Source organism: Nocardia sp. NPDC052254, assembly GCF_040679495.1.
GTDB lineage: Bacteria > Actinomycetota > Actinomycetes > Mycobacteriales > Mycobacteriaceae > Nocardia.
This window is the reverse complement of sequence record NZ_JBFAUW010000001.1, coordinates 375,209-395,846: the sequence shown is the minus strand read 5'-3', so window position 1 is coordinate 395,846 and position 20,638 is coordinate 375,209. Positions and strand designations below refer to the sequence as shown.

Sequence of the window (20,638 nt, the reverse complement as noted above, 5' to 3'; positions counted from 1 at the left end):
CCCAGTTCAATTGCACCCGGAGCAGGTGATCGAAAGGGGAGGTCATGTCGCTGCACAGGAGTTTGCTGGGATCTCGACACGGGTCTGCGAAGGAGGTTTCCGCACCTGCCGCGGGCTCGCTTCCTCCCGAAGCGCTGGCCACCGGCGGCATGTTGCTCACCGCTGCCGGGCTCGCGCTGATCGGGCCGCTGGCCGCGGCGTTGCTGATCCGCTCGCGCGGCGCGGTGGGCACCGATGCGGCGACCACGCCGCTGGTGCTGGCGGCGCTGGCCGTGGTGCTGGCGGTCGCCGCGGGGGTGGCGCTGTTCGTATCCGCTTGGCGGCGCGCTCATTCGCGGGCACCGCTGCCCGCGACCGATTCGTTATCTTCCCGCGGTCCAGGTGGTGCGCTATGACTCTTGCAGATATCGGTCCATTGGACGGTGACGGCGGCCTGCGGTGCCGGTTGTTGCAGGAATTGGTTGTCGTCGAAGACGAATCGCGGTGCCTCGATGCGGCCGGAGTGCTGCTCGAGCGCGCGTATCGGCGCTGGTCGGGGCGGACGGACTGTGATCGGTTCCCGCCGCTGCAGCGGTGGCAGGCGGTCGAGCCGGGCTGTCTCGGTGGCGCCGAACGGCTGCCGGGCGCGCTGATCGGCGCGGCGGCCGCGGGCCGTCGTGCGCCCGCGGCTGGATTGCCGGCGTTGTTGCAGGCGGCGGTGGTGCTGCATTCGGGCTGTCCGGCGCTGGTGCACGACACGCCGTTGCCCGGCCGGGGGCCGGGGCTGCTGGCCGATTCGCTGCGCCACGGCGTGCTCGTGTCGATCTACGGGCTGCGTGAGGACGATATGGCGCTGGCCGAGAGTGTGCTGGCCGGATGTGTGCGCCTGGGGGTACTGCAACTGGTGGAACGATTTTCGCGATGGTTGCCGGTGCGGGCGGCCCACCGTCCGGTGTCGGCACCCGGGAGTGCGCCGGGCGCCGACACCGGAGGTGAGGGGTTCAGCTCGCCGCTGCCGGTTCGGACTGTTGATCCGATTGCGGCGCGCGATGACGCAGTAGTACCAGTCCCAGTAGTGCCGCGGCGAGGCTGAAACCGGCGCTGATCCAGGATCCGTAGGACATCGCCGAGGTGAACGCCGATTTCGCCGGATCGCCGAATCCCAGCGCGAAGGCGCTGCCGATGTTGTCGCGCGCGGCGGCGGGTGCGTCCGGGGGCATGTGGGAGGTGAACACCCCGGCCAGCACACTGCCGAGGACCGCGATGCTGATCGCCATGCCGACCTGCTGGATGGTGTCGTTCATCGCCGATCCCACACCGGCGTGTTCGAGGGGGATGGCGCTCATGATCGCGGCATAGGCCGCGGGCCCGGCCAGCCCACCGCCGATGCCCATCACCAGCATCGATGCCAGGACCCAGAGATAGCTGTCGGCCTGGGCCAGGACCACGAACGCCGCGGCCATCACCGCCAGGCCGGACACGATCAGGGTCTTGTTGCTCAGCGTCTTGCCCAGGGTGGCGCCCAGGCCGTTGCACACCGCGGCGGCCACGGCGTAGGGCAGCAGCGCGAGCCCGGCCTTCATCGGGCCGTAGCCGAGAACGAACTGCAGGTACTGGGTGAGCATGAGCATGACCGCGCCCATGCCGAAGACCATCAGCAGCAGCGTCAGGCAGGTGCCGGTGAAATCGCGGTTGCGGAAGATGGCCAGCGGCAGCATGGGATGGGGGCTGCGGTACTCCCAGTACATGAAACCGGCCGAGGCCAGCACCGCGAGGGCGATGACCGGAATGTTCCATTCGCGTTCGATGATCACGTACACCGTCGCGGTCAGTGCGACGATCGACAGCAGCACGCCGGCTGCGTCGACCGGGCGTTGTTCGCCGTAGGTTTCGGGCATCAGGACCACGGCGGCGGCGATGGCCAGGATCGCGACGGGGATGTTGAGCAGGAACACCGACCCCCACCAGAAGTGCTGCAGCAAGAGCCCGCCGAGGGTGGGGCCCGCGACGATGCCGACCATGGAGACCGTCGACCAGCCTGCCATCGCCTTGCGGCGCTCGCTGTCGTCGAAGGTGGTCATGAGGATCGACAGGGTCGAGGGCATCAGCAGGGATCCGCCCACGCCCATCGCGGCACGGGCGGCGATGACCTGCCACGGTTCGGTGGCCAGTACCGCCAGCAGTGAGGCTGCGCCGAAGACCGCCAGGCCGGTGATGAGCATGCGGCGCCGGCCGAATCGGTCGGACAGGCTGCCGGCGGTGAGTAGGAGTCCGGCGAAGACGAGGACGTAGGCGTCGAGGATCCATTGGATATCGGACGGGCCGGCGTCCAGTTCGCGGATCAGCGAGGGGATGGCCAGGTTGAGGACGGTGCCGTCGATCATCAGCACCAGCAGGGACAGGCACAGCACACCCAGGATCCACCAGCGTCGGGGATCGCGCTCGGGTGCACCCGCAGTTTCTCGTACAGTGTTCGATTCCACGGGTGCAGCGTACGATGAACTCGAACAGTGTGCGAGGGAATTACAGTGAAGCCGTGACCGAACCGATCAGCACAGTGTGGCTGCGGCCGACCCGCCCGCCCCGCACATCCGGGCTGACCCGCGATCAGATCGTCGCGGCCACCGTGGAGCTACTCGACGCCCAAGGGCTCGATGCGCTGAGCATGCGCAAACTCGGGGCCCGGCTCAACGCCGGCGCCACCTCGCTGTACTGGTACGTGGCGAACAAACACGAACTGCTCGAGCTCGCCCTCGACGAGATGTGGGGCCTGGTCGAGATGCCCGAGCCGGAGAGCCGGGAGTGGCGGGAGGTCTTCACCACCTTCGCCTACAGCCTGCGCACCACCCTGCGCACCCACCCCTGGGCGGCGACACTGCTGGGGCGGCTCCCCAGTATCGGACCGAATGCCCTCGCCCTCACCGATCGCATGCGCCGCAGCTGTCTGCGCGCCGGTTTCGCGGGCCAGGACGTCTATCTGGCCGCCGGTGTGTTGATGAGTTTCATTCTGGGACAGATACTTCCGGAGATGAGCTACCGCAGGGACGCCGGTGGCGAGATCGACCACGACGCGATCCGGGCATCGGTCGACCGGCTCGCAGCCGACTATCCGCAGTTGCGCGCGGACTACCGCGACACCGTTCCCGCCGACCCCGAGGTGGCACGGGCGCTGGCCTTCGACTTCGGACTGGTCTGTGTGCTCGACGGATTGGCCGCGCGCCTGGGCCTGCCCCCGACCGGCGGTCTCGGACTCGCCCACACCGAACACCCCGGCACCGACCGAACCACGAATCCGGATCGGCTACCGCGCAACGATACTCAGCGGCACACAGCACAGCGCGGGTGACCGCGCCCGGCGATCACCGCTCGCGATACATGCTGCGATAGGCCCCGATCACCTCGACCAGATGATCGACGACCTGATCGCGGTCCGCGCGCAGCGACCCGTTGAGCCATGCCGCGAACAACCCCGCATTACCCGAGGCCATCGTCACCGCCGCCATTCGCCGGCGCATCGGATCGGCGATATCGGTGAACAGGTGATCCTGGATCAGGCGGGTGAAGGTCGGCATCACCGAGATCGTGGTCTGGCCCAACCCGGTGCTCGAATACGGTTCCACCAGAAACAACCGCGACTTGCGCGGATCGGCGAGCACCTTGTCGACCAGCACGGAGGCGAGCTCGCGATCACGCGCGGGATCGGCGGTGGCGGCGAACGCGGTCATCGGTGCACGGAAATCATCGGCGACCAGGCGGTAGAGCACATCGAGCAGATCATCGCGGCTGGTGAAACTCTCGTAGAAATAGCGGTCGGTCAGCCCGGCACGACGGCACACCGCCCGCATGGTGACCGCGCCCGCCCCGGCCTCCCCGATCAGGTCCAGCGCGGCCTCCAGCAACGCGGTCCGGCGCGCCTCACGACGCTCGGTGAGCGTGGTCCCACCCCAGATACGGGTGTCGTTGCCGGTGGAGTCCTGACCTGTCTGCACCCGGCCGAGCCTATCGGTTCGCCCCGGCACGGCCTCACCACGCGCGGGCGGCGGAGGCGCCACCGGGCGGCACCGAGGTCAGCCGAGGATCTCGTCGACGTAACACCACCGCCACGTCTCACCGGGCTCCACACTGCGCATCACCGGATGTTCGCTGCCGTGAAAATGCTTGGTGGCATGGTTGCCGACCGAGGAATCGCAGCAGGCGATGTGACCGCAGGTCAGGCACATGCGCAGATGAACCCACATGAGACCTTCGGCGAGGCATTCCGAACAGGCATCGGGGTGATCGGGAACGTGGGTGTGCGGTGCGGCCACCAGATGTTCACAGCCGCCGGTCACCGGTGCGGTCAGCAGATCGCCGGGCTCGTCGTCGTCGGCCTCACCGATCCGGTCGATCGTCGACTCCTCCAGATCGATCGAGGTCATCACCTGTTCGAGGACTTCGTGGTCGATTCCGCCGGCATCGCGGGCGGCCAGTACCGCCTCCCGTTCGGCGTGCAACATCACCAGACGCAGGCGCCGATACTCACCGCTGGGGGTGATGCGCAGCGATTCGGCCCGGCCCAGCTGCTCCCACGCGGCGTGCGTGCGCCGGGCCACGCCCTCACGCAGGTTGGCCACGACCTCGGGCGGGGTCTCCGGGGCGATCGCGCCGTCGAGGGCGACGAGCCCGGCACTGGTGGCCTGCTGCAGCAGCGCCGCCTCCTGCAAGGCGTCCTCGGCGCGGCTGGGACCGCGTAGTTGCAGCACGCGCACCAATGCAGGCAGTGAAATCCCCTGCAGGAGCAGGGTTCCGCCGACCACGACGAGGGCGAGCAATTTCAGCGTTGCCAGCTGCGGTGTGTCGTCGGGCAGCAGCGTCGCCGCCGCCAGGGTGACCACTCCGCGCATGCCCGCCCACGACACCACCGCGGGCCCGGTCCAGGCCGGGCGCGGCTTGCCCCGCGGGCGGCTCTCGACGAACCAGGAGAAATAGGTCGCCGGGAACACCCAGATCGGCCGCACCACCACGACGGTGACCAGCACCGCCACCGCGGTGACCGCGATGGTGGTGCGGTCGAGACCGGAATTCCAGGCATCGTCGACGATATGGCGGACCTGCAGTCCGATCAGCAGGAAAACCGCACTCTCCAGCAGAAATTGGATGGTGCGCCAGTTGGTGCGCTCGGCCACCCGGGAGGCCGCCGACTGCCACACCGGAGCCCCCTGGCCGAGGATCAGACCACACACCACCACCGCGATCACCCCGGAAGCGTGCACGGCCTCGGCGGGCAGGTACGCCGCGAACGGCGCCAGCAGCGACACCCCCGTATCGAGAACCGGATCGGTGATGCGCCGGCGCAGCAACACCAGCACACCCGCGGCCACGATGCCGATGACCGCACCACCGGCAGCGGCGTAGACGAACTCCCCGCCGGCCTGCCACATACTGAAGCTGCCCGCCAGCGCGGCGATCGCGGTGCGCAGCGACACCAGCGCTGTGGCGTCGTTGAACAGCGATTCACCCTCGAGCAGGGTCACGATGCGCCGCGGCATACCGACCCGGCGCGCGACCGCGGTCGCGGCCACCGCATCCGGCGGCGCGACGATCGCGCCCAGTGCGACCGCGGCCGCGAACGGTACCGGCAGCAACAACCACACCACCGCGGCGACCGCGAACGTCGTCGCCAGTACCAGGCCCACCGACAACAGCGTGATCGAGAGCTTCTTGGGCTTGAACTCCAGCAGCGATGTGCTGATCGCCGCGGTGTAGAGCAGCGGCGGTAGCAGACCCAGCAGCACCCATTCGGGATCGATGTCGATCTGCGGAACGAACGGCAGATACGACGCCACCACTCCGGCGACGGTGAGCAGCAACGGTTCGGCCATGCCGATCCGGCGTGCCAGCGCCGCCAGCGCGACCGCTCCAGCGAGCAACACCACGATTCCGAACGCGATATGCACGCGCCTATCGTGCCAGCTCCACGGACCGACACTCGCATCCGGGCGAATCCGGCGGCGGTGCGGCGCCGCACCTGGCAGTCGATGCCGCAGCGCAGTGCGTGCCGGCGGCGCTGAGGGGATGGATCAGCCCGCGGTGTGCTCGCCGATGAGATTTTCCGGTACCCGCCCGGTGAGGAAACGCTGGATCTGCGCGGCGGCGACCTCATAGGCGCGGGTGGTGCTGTGGCTGCTGGTGCCGGCGGTGTGCGGGGTCAGGAACAGGCCCGGCGCACCCCACAGCGGATGCTTCGGTGGCAGCGGTTCGGGATCGGTGACATCGATCGCGGCCCGCAACCGATGCGAAACCAGTTCCGTGACAAGCGCGTCGGTATCCACGACCGGGCCGCGCGACACGTTGACCAGGATGGCGCCGTCGCCCATGCGGGCCAGCATCCGCGCATCCATCAATGCCCGGGTCCGGTCGGTCAACGGCACCGCCAGCACGACGACGTCGTGGTGCGGCAGCAGGGCGGCGAGCTCGTCCACCGCGTGCACTCCCGGGCGGGCCGTACTGGCGACCGTGGTGACCGCGGCCCGGAACGGAGCCAGAACACCGGTCAGCGCCTGTGCCAGATCACCGGCACCGACGATCAGGACGCGTTTGCCGAACAAGGTGGCGGTGGAATGGGTGTCCCACCGGCGTTCCTGACGGCTGCGAGCGAACGCGGGAAAATCGCGGTACAACGCGATGAGTGCGCCCAGCACCCATTCGGCGACACCTGCACCGTGGGCGCCGCGCGCGGTCGACAACAGCACGCCCTCGGGTAACTGCCCGATCCACCGGTCCGCACCGGAGGTGAGCAGTTGCACGAGCTGCAGTCGCGGTAGCCGGCGGGCCAGTGCGACCGCTCCCGGATCGGGCCGGAAGTCGGGGATCAGGATGCGGGCGGTGTCGGCGCCGGGCGGTATCTCGTCGCGCCGGTAGTACAGGGTCCGCACCCGGTCCACCTGCGACAGTGCGGCCACCCCGAATTCGTGTGGGACGAGCACCGTGACGTTCTCGCGGTCGTGATCGGCAGGGATCGCCTGCCGCACGACGGGACGTTGCTGGTTCACCGACGGTCGCCTTCCCACATACCGTATTCGCGCGCCACGTGCCCGCGCGTCCGGCATATCCGCTCACGGTAGTCGTCGTGGCCGGTGCGGGCGCCGGCTTCGGCGCGTGGGGCGGTGTGCGGGCGGTGGCCGGGCAGTACAGCGGTCATCGACTCGATGGCGGGTGCCTCTCCAACTCGAATCCGGCATCGCGCCAGGCGAGCACACCACCGTCGAGGCTGACGGCGGTGTAGCCGTCGCGGGCGGCCAGGGCCGCGAATCGCAGCGACAGATCACCGACCGGGCACACGAACACCACCGGGCGCGAACGGGAGAACGGCACGCCGTGGGCGAACATGTCGTCGAGCTGATCGTCGCGGATGTTGATCGCGCCGGGAATGTGGCCGATGCGGTAGGCCATCGCACCGCGGGTGTCGACCACCGTGGGGTGTTCGCGGGCGTCGAGCTCGCGCAGCTGTTGCGGGGTCATCCGTGTGACGGCGTCGAGTTCGGCGGCTGTGGGCGCGGTGACGGCGGCGCCGCGGGCGAACAGGTCGGGCCGGCGTTTCTTCACATACGACAGATACGGTTCGAGCCGATCGCACACGATCACCACCGCGACCGCAGGCTGCGATCCGGGTGCGCGTTCACGCAGCACCTCGAGAGCGGCGGAATAGGCCGCGCCGCTGGTCGGACCGGCGAGAATGCCGTAACCGGTGGCCATCTCGAGGGTCGACTCGATCGCGCGGCCCGAGTCCACGGTGACGATCCGGTCATAGAAGTCCGGTTGGAACAGTCCCACATCCCACATCTCGGCCTCGGATCGGATACCGGGGATGAAGTCCGACCGTTGCGACACGACCGCGATCGTGCGGAGGTCCGGATTGTGTTCGCGCAGATAGGTGGCGGTGCCGCGGGTGGAACCGGTGGTGCCCAACCCGCCGATCAGATAGTCCGCGCGCAGCCCGGCCGCGGCGAGGTCGTCGTGGATTTCGCGGCCGGTGCCGCGGTAGTGGGCATCGATGTTCTTCTCGTTGGTGTACTGGGACGGATGATGATAGGCGCCTGGGTTTTTCGCCATCGTGGTCTCGATCACCGAGTACACGTCGTTGGGGGTGGTGGGGTCCGGGCATTCGGACAGTCCGGGCAGCTCCTCGATCCGGGTGCCGAGCAGCTGCAGCAGATCGCGCACCTCCTCGACCTTGATGCGGTTGGTGATCGCGTGCAGTCCGATCCCGCGCCGGGCACCCAGAACACGCAGCGCCTTGGCCGTGTTGCCGCTCGAGGCCTCGATCAATGTCTGCCCGCGCGCGGCGATGTCGTCGATGTCGTCGCCGATCATGCCCCAGGCGACGCGGTCTTTCACCGAACCGAACGGATTGCAGAATTCGAGCTTCGCGTACAGCTCGACCTCGCGCAGCCCGTGGACGGCCGGATCCAGGCGCAGCAACGGCGTATCACCGATGAGTTCGGTGATGTGGTCGTAGCGCATCACGACCTCCCGGCAGTAGCGGCAGCCGGATCGGGTGGTGCGGGCCGGTAGTCGGCGTCCGGACACAGGTGGAAGCCGGCGCGGTAATGCACCGCGATCTTCGGTGGTGGCGGATGCTGCGCGGCCCGGGCCGCCGACAGATCCATGTGATAGGCGCCGGTATTGGGGAACACCAGCACATCGCCGGGCCGGGGCCGGCGCGGCAGCCACACCTTGTGGTTGCTGATCATGTCGCGTTCCAGGCACAGATGTCCGGCGATGTAGACCCCGATCGGGCCGTCGCCACCGGCCGCACCGGGCGGGGAATCGCCGGATTCGGGACCGGGCAGCAGCAGCGGGTCCACCATCACCTCCTGGTCGGCCGGCGTGATCGTGTCACGCCCGATGTCCACGCTCACCACGATGCTGCCGTCCACCGTCCGTTTCACGAATTCCACACCGGCCACGGTGATTCCGGCGTGATCGAGCAGCGCCTTTCCCGGTTCGCACCACAATTCGAGCAGATTGTCGGCCAGGACGCGCGCCAGCGGCTGTCCACCGTGCGCGGGTAACCGGGTCGCGAGCAGATCGTCGAGCATCCGGGTGGCGGGTTCGGTGTTGGCGTATTTGTGGAAGACCGGCACACCGTGGGTGCCGGTGCCGGTGCCGGTGCCGTGGAGCTGATAGCCGAAGGTGTTCGCGCCCCAGCTCATCGGCTCGCCGTGGCCGAGCAGCGACTGCCGCAGCATGCGCGTGTAGTGATCGAAACGGTCCGGGTCGGCGGTGAACACCTGCCGGAACCCGCCGCCGATATCGATCACGTCCGGAGCCAGGCCGTAGGTGTGCGCGCGTTCGATCCAGGTCAGGCACGCCTGCACTGCCCGGACCCGGTCGCCGAGCTCGCCGGTGTCGAGGTGAAAGGCGAATCCGCGCAAGATGATCCGGTCCTGCAGGCCGGCCAGCAGGGCGAGCAGTTCGTCGACGTCGTCGGGCCCGATGCCGAATCGGCTCACCGTGCCCGACCCCGACAGTCCCGAGAAACCGCTCAGGCGCAGCAGGACCGGAACCGGTGCGCCCGGGTCGGCCAGGGCGGCCAGCTCGCCGAGTTCCCAGGGATTGTCGACATTGACAGTGACACCCGATCGTGCCAGTGCGGTGAGCATGCGGCGGCCCTTGGGGCCGGTCACCTCGATATCGGCTACCGCGAAACCCAGCTCCCGGGCAGCGGCGAGTTCCTGTGCGGAGGCGACATCGACCGCGATTCCCGCACCGCGAGCGGTCCGCAGCAGCGCCGTCGACCCATTCACCTTGTGCGCGTAATAGATTCGGGCCGGCAACCGGTGCCGACTCGGCACCGCCCGCAACCGTGCCAGATTGTCCAGATAGACCTGCGGAAACAGCAGATGTGACGGGGTGCCGAATCTCATCAGTGCGCCGGCGAGGGCCTCGGGGGCGTCGAGGAAGGCACGCACCAGCGGATGCAGCAGCGCCGGTAAGGCGGGTGGTGTGCTCACGGCGCGGTGTCCGGCGCCGCGAGGGTCGGGTTGTAGCCGCTGTCGCGCAGCGCTTCGAAGGCGCGGTGCCGGTTGCGGGCACTGCGGAATTCGGCCCGCACCCGCTTGCTGATCAGATCGATCTCGTGGACGGTGATCCGCATCGATTCCAGCACCGTGCCGATGGTGCGTACACAGTGTTTGCAGTTCATATCGGGCACATAGAACAGATGGTCGGCGGCTCCGGTGAATTCGGCTGCCGTGTCCTCGGATTCGATGATCTCGATACCGGACACGGTTGCGCAGAACAGGGTGACGAAGCGGTCGACGACATCGGGCAGCACACTGTAGTGCTCACCGTCGAGCCGATGCGGCGCGGCGGCCAGGCACGCCGGGCGCACCCCGTCCGGTAGCAGCGCGTACTGGCGCGAGATCAGATCCAGTTCGTCGTGGTATCTGTCGATCGCCGCCTCGACCGACAACCCCTCCTCGGTGGTGGCGCGCCGCATGACGGTGTGCGCGTCGCCGATGGTGGCGTCCTTCATCGCGCGCAGGGTGGCGATCGTGTCCGCGGTGTAGCCGACGGTGCCGTCGGAGTGGGTCTCGAATGTGGCCGCGATCATGCCGCGCCGGTAGGTGGAGGCCTGTTGCTCCCAGTACCAGCGGGTCGCGACCGCGGCGAAGATTCCCGAGTCGCGCAGGCCGCGAGCGAATTCCGCCGGCGTGCGATACGGGCCGGCGTCGGCCAGCAGGGCGTGCTGGGTCAGTGCCCGCCCGGTGGCCTCGATGCCGACCCGGAAGATGTCGATCGGATCCTGATCGGTGGTGGTGGCGGCCAGGACCGCGCGCTCGTGATCGGTCAGCGCGGCGATGCGGGCGGCCAGTGCGCCGTCGGCGTGCAGGCTGTGCCACATCGCCAATACCGTCTCCCGGACCGCGACCGGCATGATCGCGCCCAGTCCCGGCTCCCGGATGTGGCCGGTGTTGGGGATGCCGTCGCTGTCGGTCCAGGTGATGCGATGAGTCGCGGTGGTGACCTGATCGGCACGACACGGCGACATGAACGCTTCCAGATACAGCCGCTGCGACAGCGTCAGGCGCGCACCGGGTTCGGGTCGCATCGGGGTGCGGGTCACCGTGACCGGGCGCGGACCCGTCGTCGTCGCGGTGCGCGACAGGCCCGGGCGGGCGAGGTCGGCGAGGATCCGGGAGGCGGCGCGGCGATCGTAGTCGGCGGGGGAACCGGACCCGGCCGCGACGGCGGGAGCGGGGGCCTCGCGGCGTGTGGTCATCGCACCTCCGTGGCGAGAGTGGTGAGACAGTCGAGGAACCGGTCGATCTCCTCGGCGCTGGTGTAGATGTGTGTACTCACCCGCACCGAATGATCCTCCGCTGCAACGATATCGGTGCGATCGGCGACGTCGGCGGGAACGCAGTGCGCGCCGGTGCGGACCAGGAAACCCAGTTCCGACAGGACGAATCCGAGGTCGGTGGCGCCGATTCCGTCCAGAGTGAACGACACGATGCCGTAGCCGGTGTCGCAGCGACCGTGCGCCGGACCGGGAAGCAGCCGCAGCCCCGGCACCGACCGCATCCCGGTCACGAGACGGCGGGTGAGCCGGTGATTGTGTTCGGCGATGGTGTCCACACCGATCGCATCGATCACCCGCAGGGCGGCGCCGAGGGCCAGAATTCCCGGGAGGTTGTGGGTGCCGCCTTCGAGCCGGCCCGGCATCTGCTCCGGCACCAGAATCGAATCACGCACCTGCACAGCGGAATTGCCGCCCGGCAGGAACGGCTGCAGCCGGTCGTGGATGCGGTCGTGGCAGAACAGGACTCCGGTACCGGGCGCGCCGAACATCTTGTGCGCCGACAGCACCGCGAAATCGGCGCCGAGCTCCCCGACGTCGATCGGCAGATGGCCGGCGCTCTGGCTGCAGTCGAAGCACACCGCCACCTGCGATCCGATCCGGTCCCGGATCTCTTCGAGAGTGTTGCGTGCGCCGAAGACGTGATGCAGATGGCTCACGGTGAGCAGCCGGGTACGGGGCCCGAGTTTGGCGGCGATGTCGGCGATGTCGGCCTCACCGAGCGCGGTGGTGCGGTAGGGAACCAGCCGGATGTGGCGGCCGAAGTGCGCCAGCGTGGCTCGCAGCTGCATCCACGGGTAGACGTTGGAGGCGTGGTCGCGTGGGCTGTAGAGGATTTCGTCACCGTCGCCGAGTGTGGTCAGCCCCCACGACAGCGCCACGGCGTTGAGTGCGGCGGTCGCTCCGGAGGTGAAGACCACCTCGTGCGGGCGGGCACCGAGAAAGCGGGCGGTGTCGGCGCGGACCTGTTCGATCGCGCGGGTGAGGGTCGTGGCCCACGGATAGGTGCCGCGTCCGGCGTTGGCGGTGTGGCGGCGGTGATAGTCGTCGATCGCCTCGATCACCGGGAGCGGTTTCTGCGTGGTCGCGGCACTGTCGAGATAGACCGGTCCGGCGCCGCGTAGTGCGGGAAAAATGGCACGGATCGCCGTCGAGTCCGCGCCCGCGGCGGGGGGAAAGAGGTTCGCGGGCAAGGCTGTCGGGTGCGCAACGGGCGCAGCCGGGGCATCGGCCGGATCGGCGGGCGTGGGACCGGTGGCTGGTGACCGCAACGTGACGCTCCCTTCGGCTCGTACGCTGGCGACCGTATCCACGATACCCACACTTGCGAATCCGGTCGTGGACAACGCATTTCACCGGTCGTTCGGCCGGGTCGGCCCGAAAGCGAGGCGATCAGTTCCCGGCCGGGTCGGGTCCGCCGGGATTGCACATCGCCTGCACGGTGGCCTCGTAGCCGACCGCGGGCCGCCACGGCTCCAGATTCCAGCTCGGCTTGTTCGGCGCGACCAGCCGCGCCCACACCCAATGGCAGGCGAACTGGTCGTGCATGCCGGGAGAATCGGCATCCGGTGTGGCGGCGACGATTTCGGCCCACGCGCGGTCCTGCGCGGCCGGGAACCGATCCTCGCGTCCGGCCGGGGTGGGATACACGTGCAGCCGGCGGCCGTCGACGTCGTCGGTCCACTCGGTGTGGTCGATCAGCGCACTGTCGGCGTACGGATCGGTCGTCGGTTCGCCCGGCCCCGGGTCCGCCGGTGCGCTGATCTGCGGGGCCGCCGGGGCGGCGGGCTGCGCGGAGACCGTCGCGGACGAGGTGGCGTCAACGGCCGGGGCGGTATCGGCGGAGTCGTCGCCGCAACCGGCCGCGACCAGCACGGCTGCCGCCGCCAGCGCGGTCATCGGACCACGCCGGACCCGTCGTTTCCACCGGACACCCGGTCGCATCGGTCCCCCTTCGGTCGCGTCGTCGAAGCTGCGCTCACGCTACCCGCCGCCCGCGCGCGCACAGCAACCGGCGGGGCGAATGCTCACCAGGCCCGGAGAGCGCTCGAATCGACGTAGAGTAGGAGGGTGGCCGCACAGTTGACCAAGGGACAGGTGGACCGTCTGACCCACGACGACATCGTCGTGTCGGTCCAGCACAGCGAACCCGTCGATGTATCGGCGCTGCTGCTGGATTCGGCCGGGAAGGTCCGCAACGAAACCGATCTCGTCTTCTACAACCAGACCGCCGCGCACGGTGTGAAGCTGGCTTCCGACCGGCCGGAGGTGTCGATCGGATTGCGTTCGCTGCCATCGGAAGTCGAGCATGTGCGGATCGTGGCGTCGCTGCCCGAACCCGACTCGCGGTTCGGTGATCATCCACCGGCGCTGCTGACGGTGTCGGACCGGGCGGGAAATCCGGTGTACGAGTACAGCGTCGAGGGCCTGGGGCAGGAGTCCGCGGCCATCGTCGCGGATCTGGACCGAGTGGGCAGCAGCTGGCAGTTGCGCCCGCTCGGGCACGGTTTCCCGGCCGGGTTCGCCGCACTGGTCACCGCGCACGGTGTCGCGGTGGGCGCAGCGGCCGAGCAACTGCCCTATCGCGGTCCCGCGGTGCTGGACCCCGGTCAGGAAGTGGCGCTCAACCACATCCGCGACGGTGAGTTGTCGATGGTGCGGATGGGTGTGGGCTGGGATCCGATGAAGGTGCACGGCCCGCGCGGGCTGCGGCCGCTGGAGGTCGACCTCGACGCCTCGGCGTTGCTGTTCGTCGGCAAGACCCTTGTCGACACCGCCTACTACCAGCAGCTGTCCTCCCGTGACGGCGCGGTCCGGCACTCCGGAGACAACCTCACCGGTGACGGGAAAGGCGACGACGAGGCCATCACCGTGGATCTCGCGCGGTTGCCCGCACAGGTGTCGGCGGTGGTCTTCGTGGTCACCTCCTATGCCGGACACACCTTCGAACGCATTCGCAACGGTTACTGGCGACTGGTCGACGGTTCCACGACGGCCGAACTCGCGCGCGGCAATCTCCGTGGTGGCGGGCCGAATACCGGGATGGTGGTGGCCAAGGTGTATCGGGACGGTCAGGTGTGGCGGGTCGCGTCCATCGGCACGCCCATCCAGGCAGGGCATCCGGTGGAGGCGGTCCCGCTGGTGATGCCCAACCTGTGAGGGCCGCGGTGAGCGAGTGGTTTGCCAGGGCTGGTGTGTGCGGCCCGGCATCCCTACTATGACCTCTCGCGGGACCGGCCCGGAAAATATATCGGGACGGTTCGGTGCCATCGGAACTCGATGGCGTGGTATCCGTCGGCCGCATGTGCGCTACGGGCGGTGACGGGTGTCGAGGAGAGTGGATCGTAGGGGCGAGATGACAGCACCGGCAGTGAGATGTCTTGTCTGGGAATTGGACAACACCGTCTGGGACGGTGTCGTCTGCGATTCGACCAGTGGTGTGGTGCGGGCGGACGCGGTGCGCGCGCTGCACACACTCGGCGGCCGGGGGGTTGTGCACGCGGTGGCCAGCCGCGGTGAATGGGCGTGGACGACCGACAAATTGGAACGTCACGGCCTCGGCGAGCTGTTCGCTGCCGTCGAGGTCGGATGGGGCCGCAAATCGGCGGCGATCACCCGGATCGCGGCACAGCTACGGATCGAACTCGACGGCATCGGCTACATCGATGCCGAGGCGATGGAACGCAGCGAGGTCGCCCACGCGCTGCCGCAGGTGCGCTGCTACGCGGGGCGGCATGTCGATGTCCTTGCCGCGCTACAGGAATTCGCGGCGCCACGGACGTCGGCACCGCCGCCTACCTCGCCGATGGGTTTCGCTCACATCAACGCGAAATGAGCACTCCGCCGCGGCGAACCCTGTCGCCGCGGCGGAGCGCTGCCGGCCGGACCACGATCAGGCACTGTCGCTGTTGATCGCGACGATGGGCAGCACCAGGGCGGCGGGAGCGGATGCCGGCACCACCGGCTGCCGGGGTGCGACAGGGGAGATGCGCCGGTAGGCAGCGTCCTGAGCGGGACGAGTGTCGTTCTGGCCCTTGTTCGGCCACATCGCGGCCGCGCGTTCGGCCTGCGCGGTGATCGTCAGTGACGGGTTCACTCCGAGATTCGCCGAGACCGCCGCACCGTCGACCACGCTCAGCGTCGGATATCCGTACACCCGGTGATAGGGGTCGATCACACCCGTTGCGGCGTCGGCGCCGATCACCGCACCACCGAGGAAGTGCGCGGTGAGTGGAATGTTGAACACCTCGCCCCAGGTACCGCCCGCGATACCGCCGATCTTGTCCGCGACCCGGCGGGTCACCTCGTTACCGGCCGGGATCCAGGTCGGATTCGGTTCGCCGTGGCCCTGCCGGGAGGACAGTTTGCGGCCGAACGCGCCACGCTTGGTGTAGGTGGTGATCGAGTTGTCCAGATGCTGCATCACCAGCGAGATCACCGTGCGCTCACTCCAATTGCGGACACTGAGCATGCGCAGCAGGGTGACCGGATGTCGCAGCACCTCGAGCAGGAACCGCAGCCATCGCGGGGTGCGCCCGCCACCGTCGACCATCAGCGTCTGCAGCAGGCCCATCGAGTTGGAGCCCTTGCCGTAGCGCACCGGCTCGATGTGGGTGTCGGGGGTGGGGTGGATCGAGGAGGTGATGGCCACGCCGCGAGTGAAGTCGCGGCCCGGATCCAGTTTCGGGGTCGCCGCACCCAGGATGGATTCGGAGTTGGTGCGGGTCAGCTCGCCCAGGCGGGGCGACAGATCCGGCAGAATCGCCTTGTCGCGCATGGCGAACAGCAGTTTCTGGGTGCCGAGGGTGCCGGCGGCCAGCACGACATGCGCGGCGGTGTAGGAGGCGGGCCGGCGCCGGACCCGCGCGCCGGTGCGGCGGGTGTCGACCTGCCAGCTGCCGTCGGGCAGCGGCCGTACCGCGGTGACGGTGGTCAGCGGCAGTACCTGTGCTCCGGCCCGCTCGGCCAGATACAGGTAGTTCTTCACCAGGGTGTTCTTGGCGCCGTGGCGGCATCCGGTCATACACTCACCGCATTCGAGGCATCCGGTGCGGCGTGGCCCGACACCGCCGAAATACGGGTCGTCGACGGTCTTGCCGGCCTGGCCGGCCTCGCCGAAGAACACGCCGACCGGGGTCTGCACGAAGGTGTCGCCCACTCCCATGTCCTCGGCGACCTGCTTGAACACCTCGTCGGCGGGAGTGATGTGCGGATTGCGCACCACGCCCAGCATTTTCGTGGCCTGCTCGTAGTACGGTCCGAGTTCGGCGCGCCAGTCGGTGATGTCGCGCCACTGGTTGTCGGCGAAGAACGGCTCCGGTGGCACGTAGAGGGTGTTGGCGTAGTTGAGCGAGCCGCCACCGACCCCGGCGCCGCCCAGGATCAGCACATCGCGCAGTAGATGGATGCGCTGGATGCCGTAACAGCCCAGGGCCGGCGCCCACAGGAATTTGCGCAGATCCCAGCTGGTGTCGGGCAATTCGTCATCGGAGAACCGGCGGCCGGCCTCGAGGACACCGACCCGGTAGCCCTTCTCGACCAGGCGCAGAGCGGTGACGCTGCCGCCGAAGCCCGAGCCCACGATCAGAACGTCGAAATCGGTGTCGCGCGCGCTCACCGGGCACCCCCGGAATGCGCCGATACGCCGGGCCCGGGGAGGGGCTGGACAGGACAACTCATCGGGCCTCCTGAGAGTGGGTGTCACCGCTGACGACAGCCAACGCTACTACCCGACAGATTATGTGTGTCGGTCGGTATCTGTAATCGTTTCGGGGGTGCGGCGCGGTGGCGGCACGGTCGGAGCTGCGGAAATGACAAGATCGCCGATCACTGCTGTAAGCACCGCTCTCTATATGGCAAGCTGAGCGGATGAGCACCCCACGATCTCGCGCACGCGCCCGCACGATGGAGGAAATCGTCCGGATCGGCCGCGACCACCTGGCCGTGCACGGTGCCGCGGCGCTGTCGCTGCGCGCGGTCGCCCGCGATCTCGGCGTGGTGTCCTCGGCGGTGTACCGGTACGTGCGCAGTCGCGACGAACTGCTGACCATGCTGGTCGTGGACGGATATACCGAACTGGCCGACACCGTGGACGCCGCCCTGGCCGGCGCATCCACCGACAACATCACCCGGCTGCGCGTCCTGGCCCACGCCGTACGCGACTGGGCACTGGCCGAACCCGCCCGCTACGGGCTGCTGTTCGGCACACCGGTGCCCGGCTACGACGCGCCCGCACAGGAGACCACCGTCCCCGGCACCCGGGTGATACTCGCGTTGCTGCAGATCATCGAAACCGCCTGCCGTGACGGCGAACTGACCGAACCCGCCGGCGGTGCCGGTGTCCCGCCGGACCTCGGCGCCGACATCGCGCGGATCAGGCAGGAATTCGGCCTGCAGATCCCGGACTGGGCGATGGCCCGGACCCTGACGGTGTGGACGGGCCTGTTCGGCGCGGTCAGTTTCGACGTGTTCGACATGTACGGTGCGCGGACCTTCAGCGATCGCGCGCAGGTTTTCGACGTCCATCTGGACAATCTGGTCACGATTCTCGGATTCCGCGCTGCGCCAGCACAGTAGGGGGCGCGGCAGGTGTGCATTCGTGCCCGGCATCATGCAGGATGACACAACCCGACGAAGCGCATTCTCAGCTTTCCCACACCCGGGGATGAAAGACTGAACGGCGACATGAACGACGAAACCGAACCGATCCCGGTGGTGGATCCTCGCGGCGGCAGCGGACAGGCACGCCACACACGATCCCGCGGCGAATCACAGGAAGATCGGTCCGGCAGTCGCGGTTCGCGCGCCACCCCGGCCGCGACTCCACCGTGGGACCGGTCTCTCGCCACGGTGTCCGAACAGCGCGGCAGCGAGCAGACGCGGCGCCGCGCCCAGGGCGCGCCCGAACGTCGCGCGGGCGCGCGCCGGCGGGACGCCGCCGACGAATCCGGCGCCGACCACGACACCGCCTCCGAGGCAGCCGAACCCGGCCGCCGCCGCGCACGCAGCGCCGCCGCCATGGCCGTCGAGAGTGGCACCCCGCCGCCGAACCGGCGCGCACGTCGCGCGCGCACCGCGCCACCGCCGCGGCCCGGTGGCGGGAATCGGGCGGCGCGCATCGCCGCACGACTGCTGGCCGCGGCCACCGCCGTGGTCGTGGTCACCGGCACCGGCTTCGCCTACTACACCGAGCGCAGCGTCGATCAGGGCTTCACCCGCTCCAACGCCATCAGCGATGCCGACGCCGCCGCCCTCGACGGCGACCTCAACATTCTGCTGATCGGCCTGGACACCCGGAAGGACCAGAACGGCAACGACCTGCCCAAGGACATCCTCGACCAGTTGCACGCCGGTGACGGCAGCGAAGGTGGCTACAACGCCAATTCCCTGATCCTGGTGCACATTCCGAAGGACCTGAAGAAGATCACCGCCTTCTCCATCCCGCGCGACGACTACGTCCCGGTCTCGGGCATCCCCGGTTACGACCACGCCAAGATCAAGGAGGCCTACGGGCTGAAGAAGGCGACGGTGGAACAGAAGCTGGAGAACCAGGGCGTCAAGGACAAGGTCGAACTCGAACGTCAGGGCCGCGAAGCCGGGCGCGAATCGATTGTGCAGACCGTCAAACAACTCACCGGCGTGCCGATCAACCGGTTCGCCGAGATCTCCCTGATCGGCTTCTACCACCTGGCCAACATCCTCGGCGGTGTCGACGTGTGCCTCAACCACGCCGTCGACGACGAGTACTACTCCGGCGCGGTGTTCCCCGCGGGCCACCAGCACCTCGACGCCGCCAACGCATTGTCGTTCGTGCGCCAGCGTCACGGACTGGACAACGGTGACCTCGACCGCACGCACCGGCAGCAGGCGTTCCTGACCTCGGCCGCCAAGGAACTCAAGGATTCGGGCACGCTCACCAATTTCGGCAAACTGCAGGACCTGATCAACGCCGCCCAGCAGGACATCGTGCTGTCGCAAGGCTGGAATCTGCTCGACTTCGCCCAGACCATGGGCCGTGCCGGATCCATCCCGATCGAATTCCAGACCCTGCCGGTCAAGGGATACGACACCGTCGACGGCCAGGACGTCAACGTCATCGACGCGGGCGCGATCAAGAAGGCGGTGCGGACCGCGTTCGGTGTCGCCGAACCACAGCCGAGCGCACCCACCACCACCCCCACCAGCACCATCGACGTCGTCAACGCCGGCGGCTCGAACGGGATGGCGGCCAAGGTGTCGACCGCGCTGGTGGACAAGGGGTTCCACGAGGGCAACGTCGGCAACGCCACCTACAACGACGGCTCGAGCTCGGTGGTCTATTTCGGCTCCGGCGCCGACACCGACGCCACCCAGGCCGCCGACATGCTCGGCGGCCTGCCGACCGCGGCCTCGAAGACACTCGATCCCGGACACGTGAAGATCGTGGTCGGCAGCGATTTCAGCATGCCCGACAGCCTGAGTCCCGGCTCGGCATCGGGCACCTCGACCACCGACACCACCACCGGGGCGACGACCAGCAGCACCTCCGGCACCTCGGCGACCGCCACCACCGACGACCGCCCCGACTCCGGTAAGCCCGTCACCACCAGCATCGGCTCCGACATCCCCTGCGTGAACTGAGGTCCGCGGTACCGGGGCGTCTACGATTTGCCGGTGACCGGATACGACGACGCGTTCGACCATCTCGACACCTCGCGGCTGCCCGAACGGCAGCGCCGCATCCTGACCGTCATCGCGGACGCGGTCCGGCGCAACGGATACGCGCCCGCCACCCGCGAGATCGCCGCGGCGCTCGGGCTACGGTCGACGTCGTCGGTGTCCAAACATCTCGGTGACCTCGAAGACAAGGGATTTCTGAGCCGCGGCGCGACCGTGTCCCGCCCGATCGACGTGCGCCTGTTCCTGGCGCCCACCGAAACCCGTGCCGCCGAGGCGGATTCGGTGACCGTGCCGGTGGTCGGCGACATCGCCGCGGGCACCCCGATCCTCGCCGAGGAACACGCCGACGACCAGCTCACCGTGTCCCGGCAGCTCGTCGGCCGCGGCACCGTGTTCGCGTTGCGGGTCCGCGGCGACTCGATGATCGATGCCGCCATCTGCGACGGTGACATCGTCGTCGTCCGCCGCCAGCACGAGGCGAACTCCGGCGACATCGTGGCCGCCATGATCGACGACGAGGCCACGGTGAAGGTCTATCGCCGCCGCGGCGGCCACATCCACCTCGAACCACGCAACCCCGCCTACCCGGTACTCGACGGCGATCACGCGGTGATCCTCGGCAAGGTGGTCTCGGTCATGCGGCGAATGTGACCAACC

The 20,638-nt window shown here is 68.7% G+C and carries 19 protein-coding genes; 8 read left to right on the top strand and 11 right to left on the bottom strand.

What is annotated here, in order from left to right; genetic code table 11:
• Positions 1-44: 44 nt before the first annotated feature.
• Both AB0L57_RS01745 and AB0L57_RS01740 read left to right on the top strand, forming a co-directional pair.
• On the top strand, positions 45-395 hold the full coding sequence (locus AB0L57_RS01745) for a hypothetical protein (RefSeq protein WP_364955441.1): 351 nt from the start codon (positions 45-47) through the stop codon (positions 393-395).
• The gene (locus AB0L57_RS01740) at positions 392-1,072 is read left to right on the top strand and encodes a hypothetical protein (RefSeq protein WP_364955439.1); all 681 of its coding nucleotides are present in this window, start codon (positions 392-394) and stop codon (positions 1,070-1,072) included. Before AB0L57_RS01745 ends, AB0L57_RS01740 begins: the two co-directional genes overlap by 4 nt.
• On the opposite strand, the gene AB0L57_RS01735 is transcribed toward AB0L57_RS01740, so the two are convergent.
• Positions 981-2,462: an MFS transporter gene (locus AB0L57_RS01735; protein ID WP_364955436.1), complete on the bottom strand. Its 1,482-nt coding sequence runs from the start codon at positions 2,460-2,462 to the stop codon at positions 981-983. The genes AB0L57_RS01740 and AB0L57_RS01735 overlap by 92 nt on opposite strands.
• 53 nt (positions 2,463-2,515) lie before the next feature.
• Here AB0L57_RS01735 and AB0L57_RS01730 point away from each other — a divergent pair, with 53 nt between their 5' ends.
• On the top strand, positions 2,516-3,325 hold the full coding sequence (locus tag AB0L57_RS01730) for a TetR/AcrR family transcriptional regulator (RefSeq protein ID WP_364955434.1): 810 nt from the start codon (positions 2,516-2,518) through the stop codon (positions 3,323-3,325).
• Positions 3,326-3,338: 13 nt separating this feature from the next.
• Here AB0L57_RS01730 and AB0L57_RS01725 read toward each other — a convergent pair whose 3' ends face one another.
• The 9 genes from AB0L57_RS01725 to AB0L57_RS01685 all read right to left on the bottom strand — a co-directional run bounded on the left by AB0L57_RS01725 (position 3,339) and on the right by AB0L57_RS01685 (position 13,222).
• Positions 3,339-3,968, bottom strand: a complete 630-nt coding sequence (locus AB0L57_RS01725; RefSeq protein ID WP_364955431.1) for a TetR/AcrR family transcriptional regulator — start codon at positions 3,966-3,968, stop codon at positions 3,339-3,341.
• A 78-nt stretch (positions 3,969-4,046) separates the two neighbouring features.
• Complete coding sequence (locus tag AB0L57_RS01720) at positions 4,047-5,915, bottom strand: Na+/H+ antiporter (RefSeq protein ID WP_364955428.1); 1,869 nt, start codon at positions 5,913-5,915, stop codon at positions 4,047-4,049.
• 123 nt (positions 5,916-6,038) lie between these two features.
• On the bottom strand, positions 6,039-7,010 hold the full coding sequence (locus tag AB0L57_RS01715) for a 2-hydroxyacid dehydrogenase (protein ID WP_364955426.1): 972 nt from the start codon (positions 7,008-7,010) through the stop codon (positions 6,039-6,041).
• Positions 7,007-7,159, bottom strand: a complete 153-nt coding sequence (locus tag AB0L57_RS01710) for a hypothetical protein (RefSeq protein ID WP_364955423.1) — start codon at positions 7,157-7,159, stop codon at positions 7,007-7,009. Before AB0L57_RS01710 ends, AB0L57_RS01715 begins: the two co-directional genes overlap by 4 nt.
• A complete protein-coding gene (locus AB0L57_RS01705; RefSeq protein WP_364955420.1) occupies positions 7,156-8,481 on the bottom strand; it encodes a pyridoxal-phosphate dependent enzyme in 1,326 nt (441 codons plus the stop codon). Before AB0L57_RS01705 ends, AB0L57_RS01710 begins: the two co-directional genes overlap by 4 nt.
• Positions 8,481-9,974: an alanine racemase gene (locus AB0L57_RS01700; protein WP_364955417.1), complete on the bottom strand. Its 1,494-nt coding sequence runs from the start codon at positions 9,972-9,974 to the stop codon at positions 8,481-8,483. Before AB0L57_RS01700 ends, AB0L57_RS01705 begins: the two co-directional genes overlap by 1 nt.
• Positions 9,971-11,245 (bottom strand): heavy-metal-associated domain-containing protein, encoded by a 1,275-nt coding sequence (locus AB0L57_RS01695; protein WP_364955415.1) that lies wholly within the window; start codon positions 11,243-11,245, stop codon positions 9,971-9,973. Before AB0L57_RS01695 ends, AB0L57_RS01700 begins: the two co-directional genes overlap by 4 nt.
• Positions 11,242-12,594, bottom strand: coding sequence for an aminotransferase class V-fold PLP-dependent enzyme (locus AB0L57_RS01690; protein ID WP_364955412.1), 1,353 nt, complete (start codon positions 12,592-12,594; stop codon positions 11,242-11,244). The genes AB0L57_RS01695 and AB0L57_RS01690 overlap by 4 nt, the downstream gene beginning before the upstream one ends.
• 121 nt (positions 12,595-12,715) lie before the next feature.
• A complete protein-coding gene (locus AB0L57_RS01685) occupies positions 12,716-13,222 on the bottom strand; it encodes a DUF2599 domain-containing protein (protein WP_364955409.1) in 507 nt (168 codons plus the stop codon).
• 171 nt (positions 13,223-13,393) lie between these two features.
• Here AB0L57_RS01685 and AB0L57_RS01680 point away from each other — a divergent pair, with 171 nt between their 5' ends.
• Both AB0L57_RS01680 and AB0L57_RS01675 read left to right on the top strand, forming a co-directional pair.
• Entirely contained in the window at positions 13,394-14,482 is a 1,089-nt protein-coding gene (locus tag AB0L57_RS01680) for a TerD family protein (RefSeq protein WP_364955407.1), read from the top strand.
• Between the two features lie 196 nt (positions 14,483-14,678).
• Positions 14,679-15,158 carry a hypothetical protein gene (locus AB0L57_RS01675; protein ID WP_364955405.1) on the top strand — a complete coding sequence of 160 codons (480 nt, stop codon included), beginning with the start codon at positions 14,679-14,681 and terminating at the stop codon, positions 15,156-15,158.
• Between the two features lie 57 nt (positions 15,159-15,215).
• On the opposite strand, the gene AB0L57_RS01670 is transcribed toward AB0L57_RS01675, so the two are convergent.
• On the bottom strand, positions 15,216-16,940 hold the full coding sequence (locus AB0L57_RS01670; protein ID WP_364955402.1) for a GMC family oxidoreductase: 1,725 nt from the start codon (positions 16,938-16,940) through the stop codon (positions 15,216-15,218).
• A gap of 251 nt (positions 16,941-17,191) precedes the next feature.
• Here AB0L57_RS01670 and AB0L57_RS01665 point away from each other — a divergent pair, with 251 nt between their 5' ends.
• The 3 genes from AB0L57_RS01665 (at position 17,192) to lexA (ending at position 20,632) form a co-directional block, all read left to right on the top strand.
• Positions 17,192-17,899, top strand: a complete 708-nt coding sequence (locus tag AB0L57_RS01665; protein ID WP_364955400.1) for a WHG domain-containing protein — start codon at positions 17,192-17,194, stop codon at positions 17,897-17,899.
• Positions 17,900-18,007: 108 nt separating this feature from the next.
• Complete coding sequence (locus tag AB0L57_RS01660) at positions 18,008-19,942, top strand: LCP family protein (RefSeq protein ID WP_364955397.1); 1,935 nt, start codon at positions 18,008-18,010, stop codon at positions 19,940-19,942.
• Between the two features lie 33 nt (positions 19,943-19,975).
• Entirely contained in the window at positions 19,976-20,632 is a 657-nt protein-coding gene (gene lexA, locus AB0L57_RS01655) for a transcriptional repressor LexA (RefSeq protein ID WP_364955395.1), read from the top strand.
• Positions 20,633-20,638: the final 6 nt, after the last annotated feature.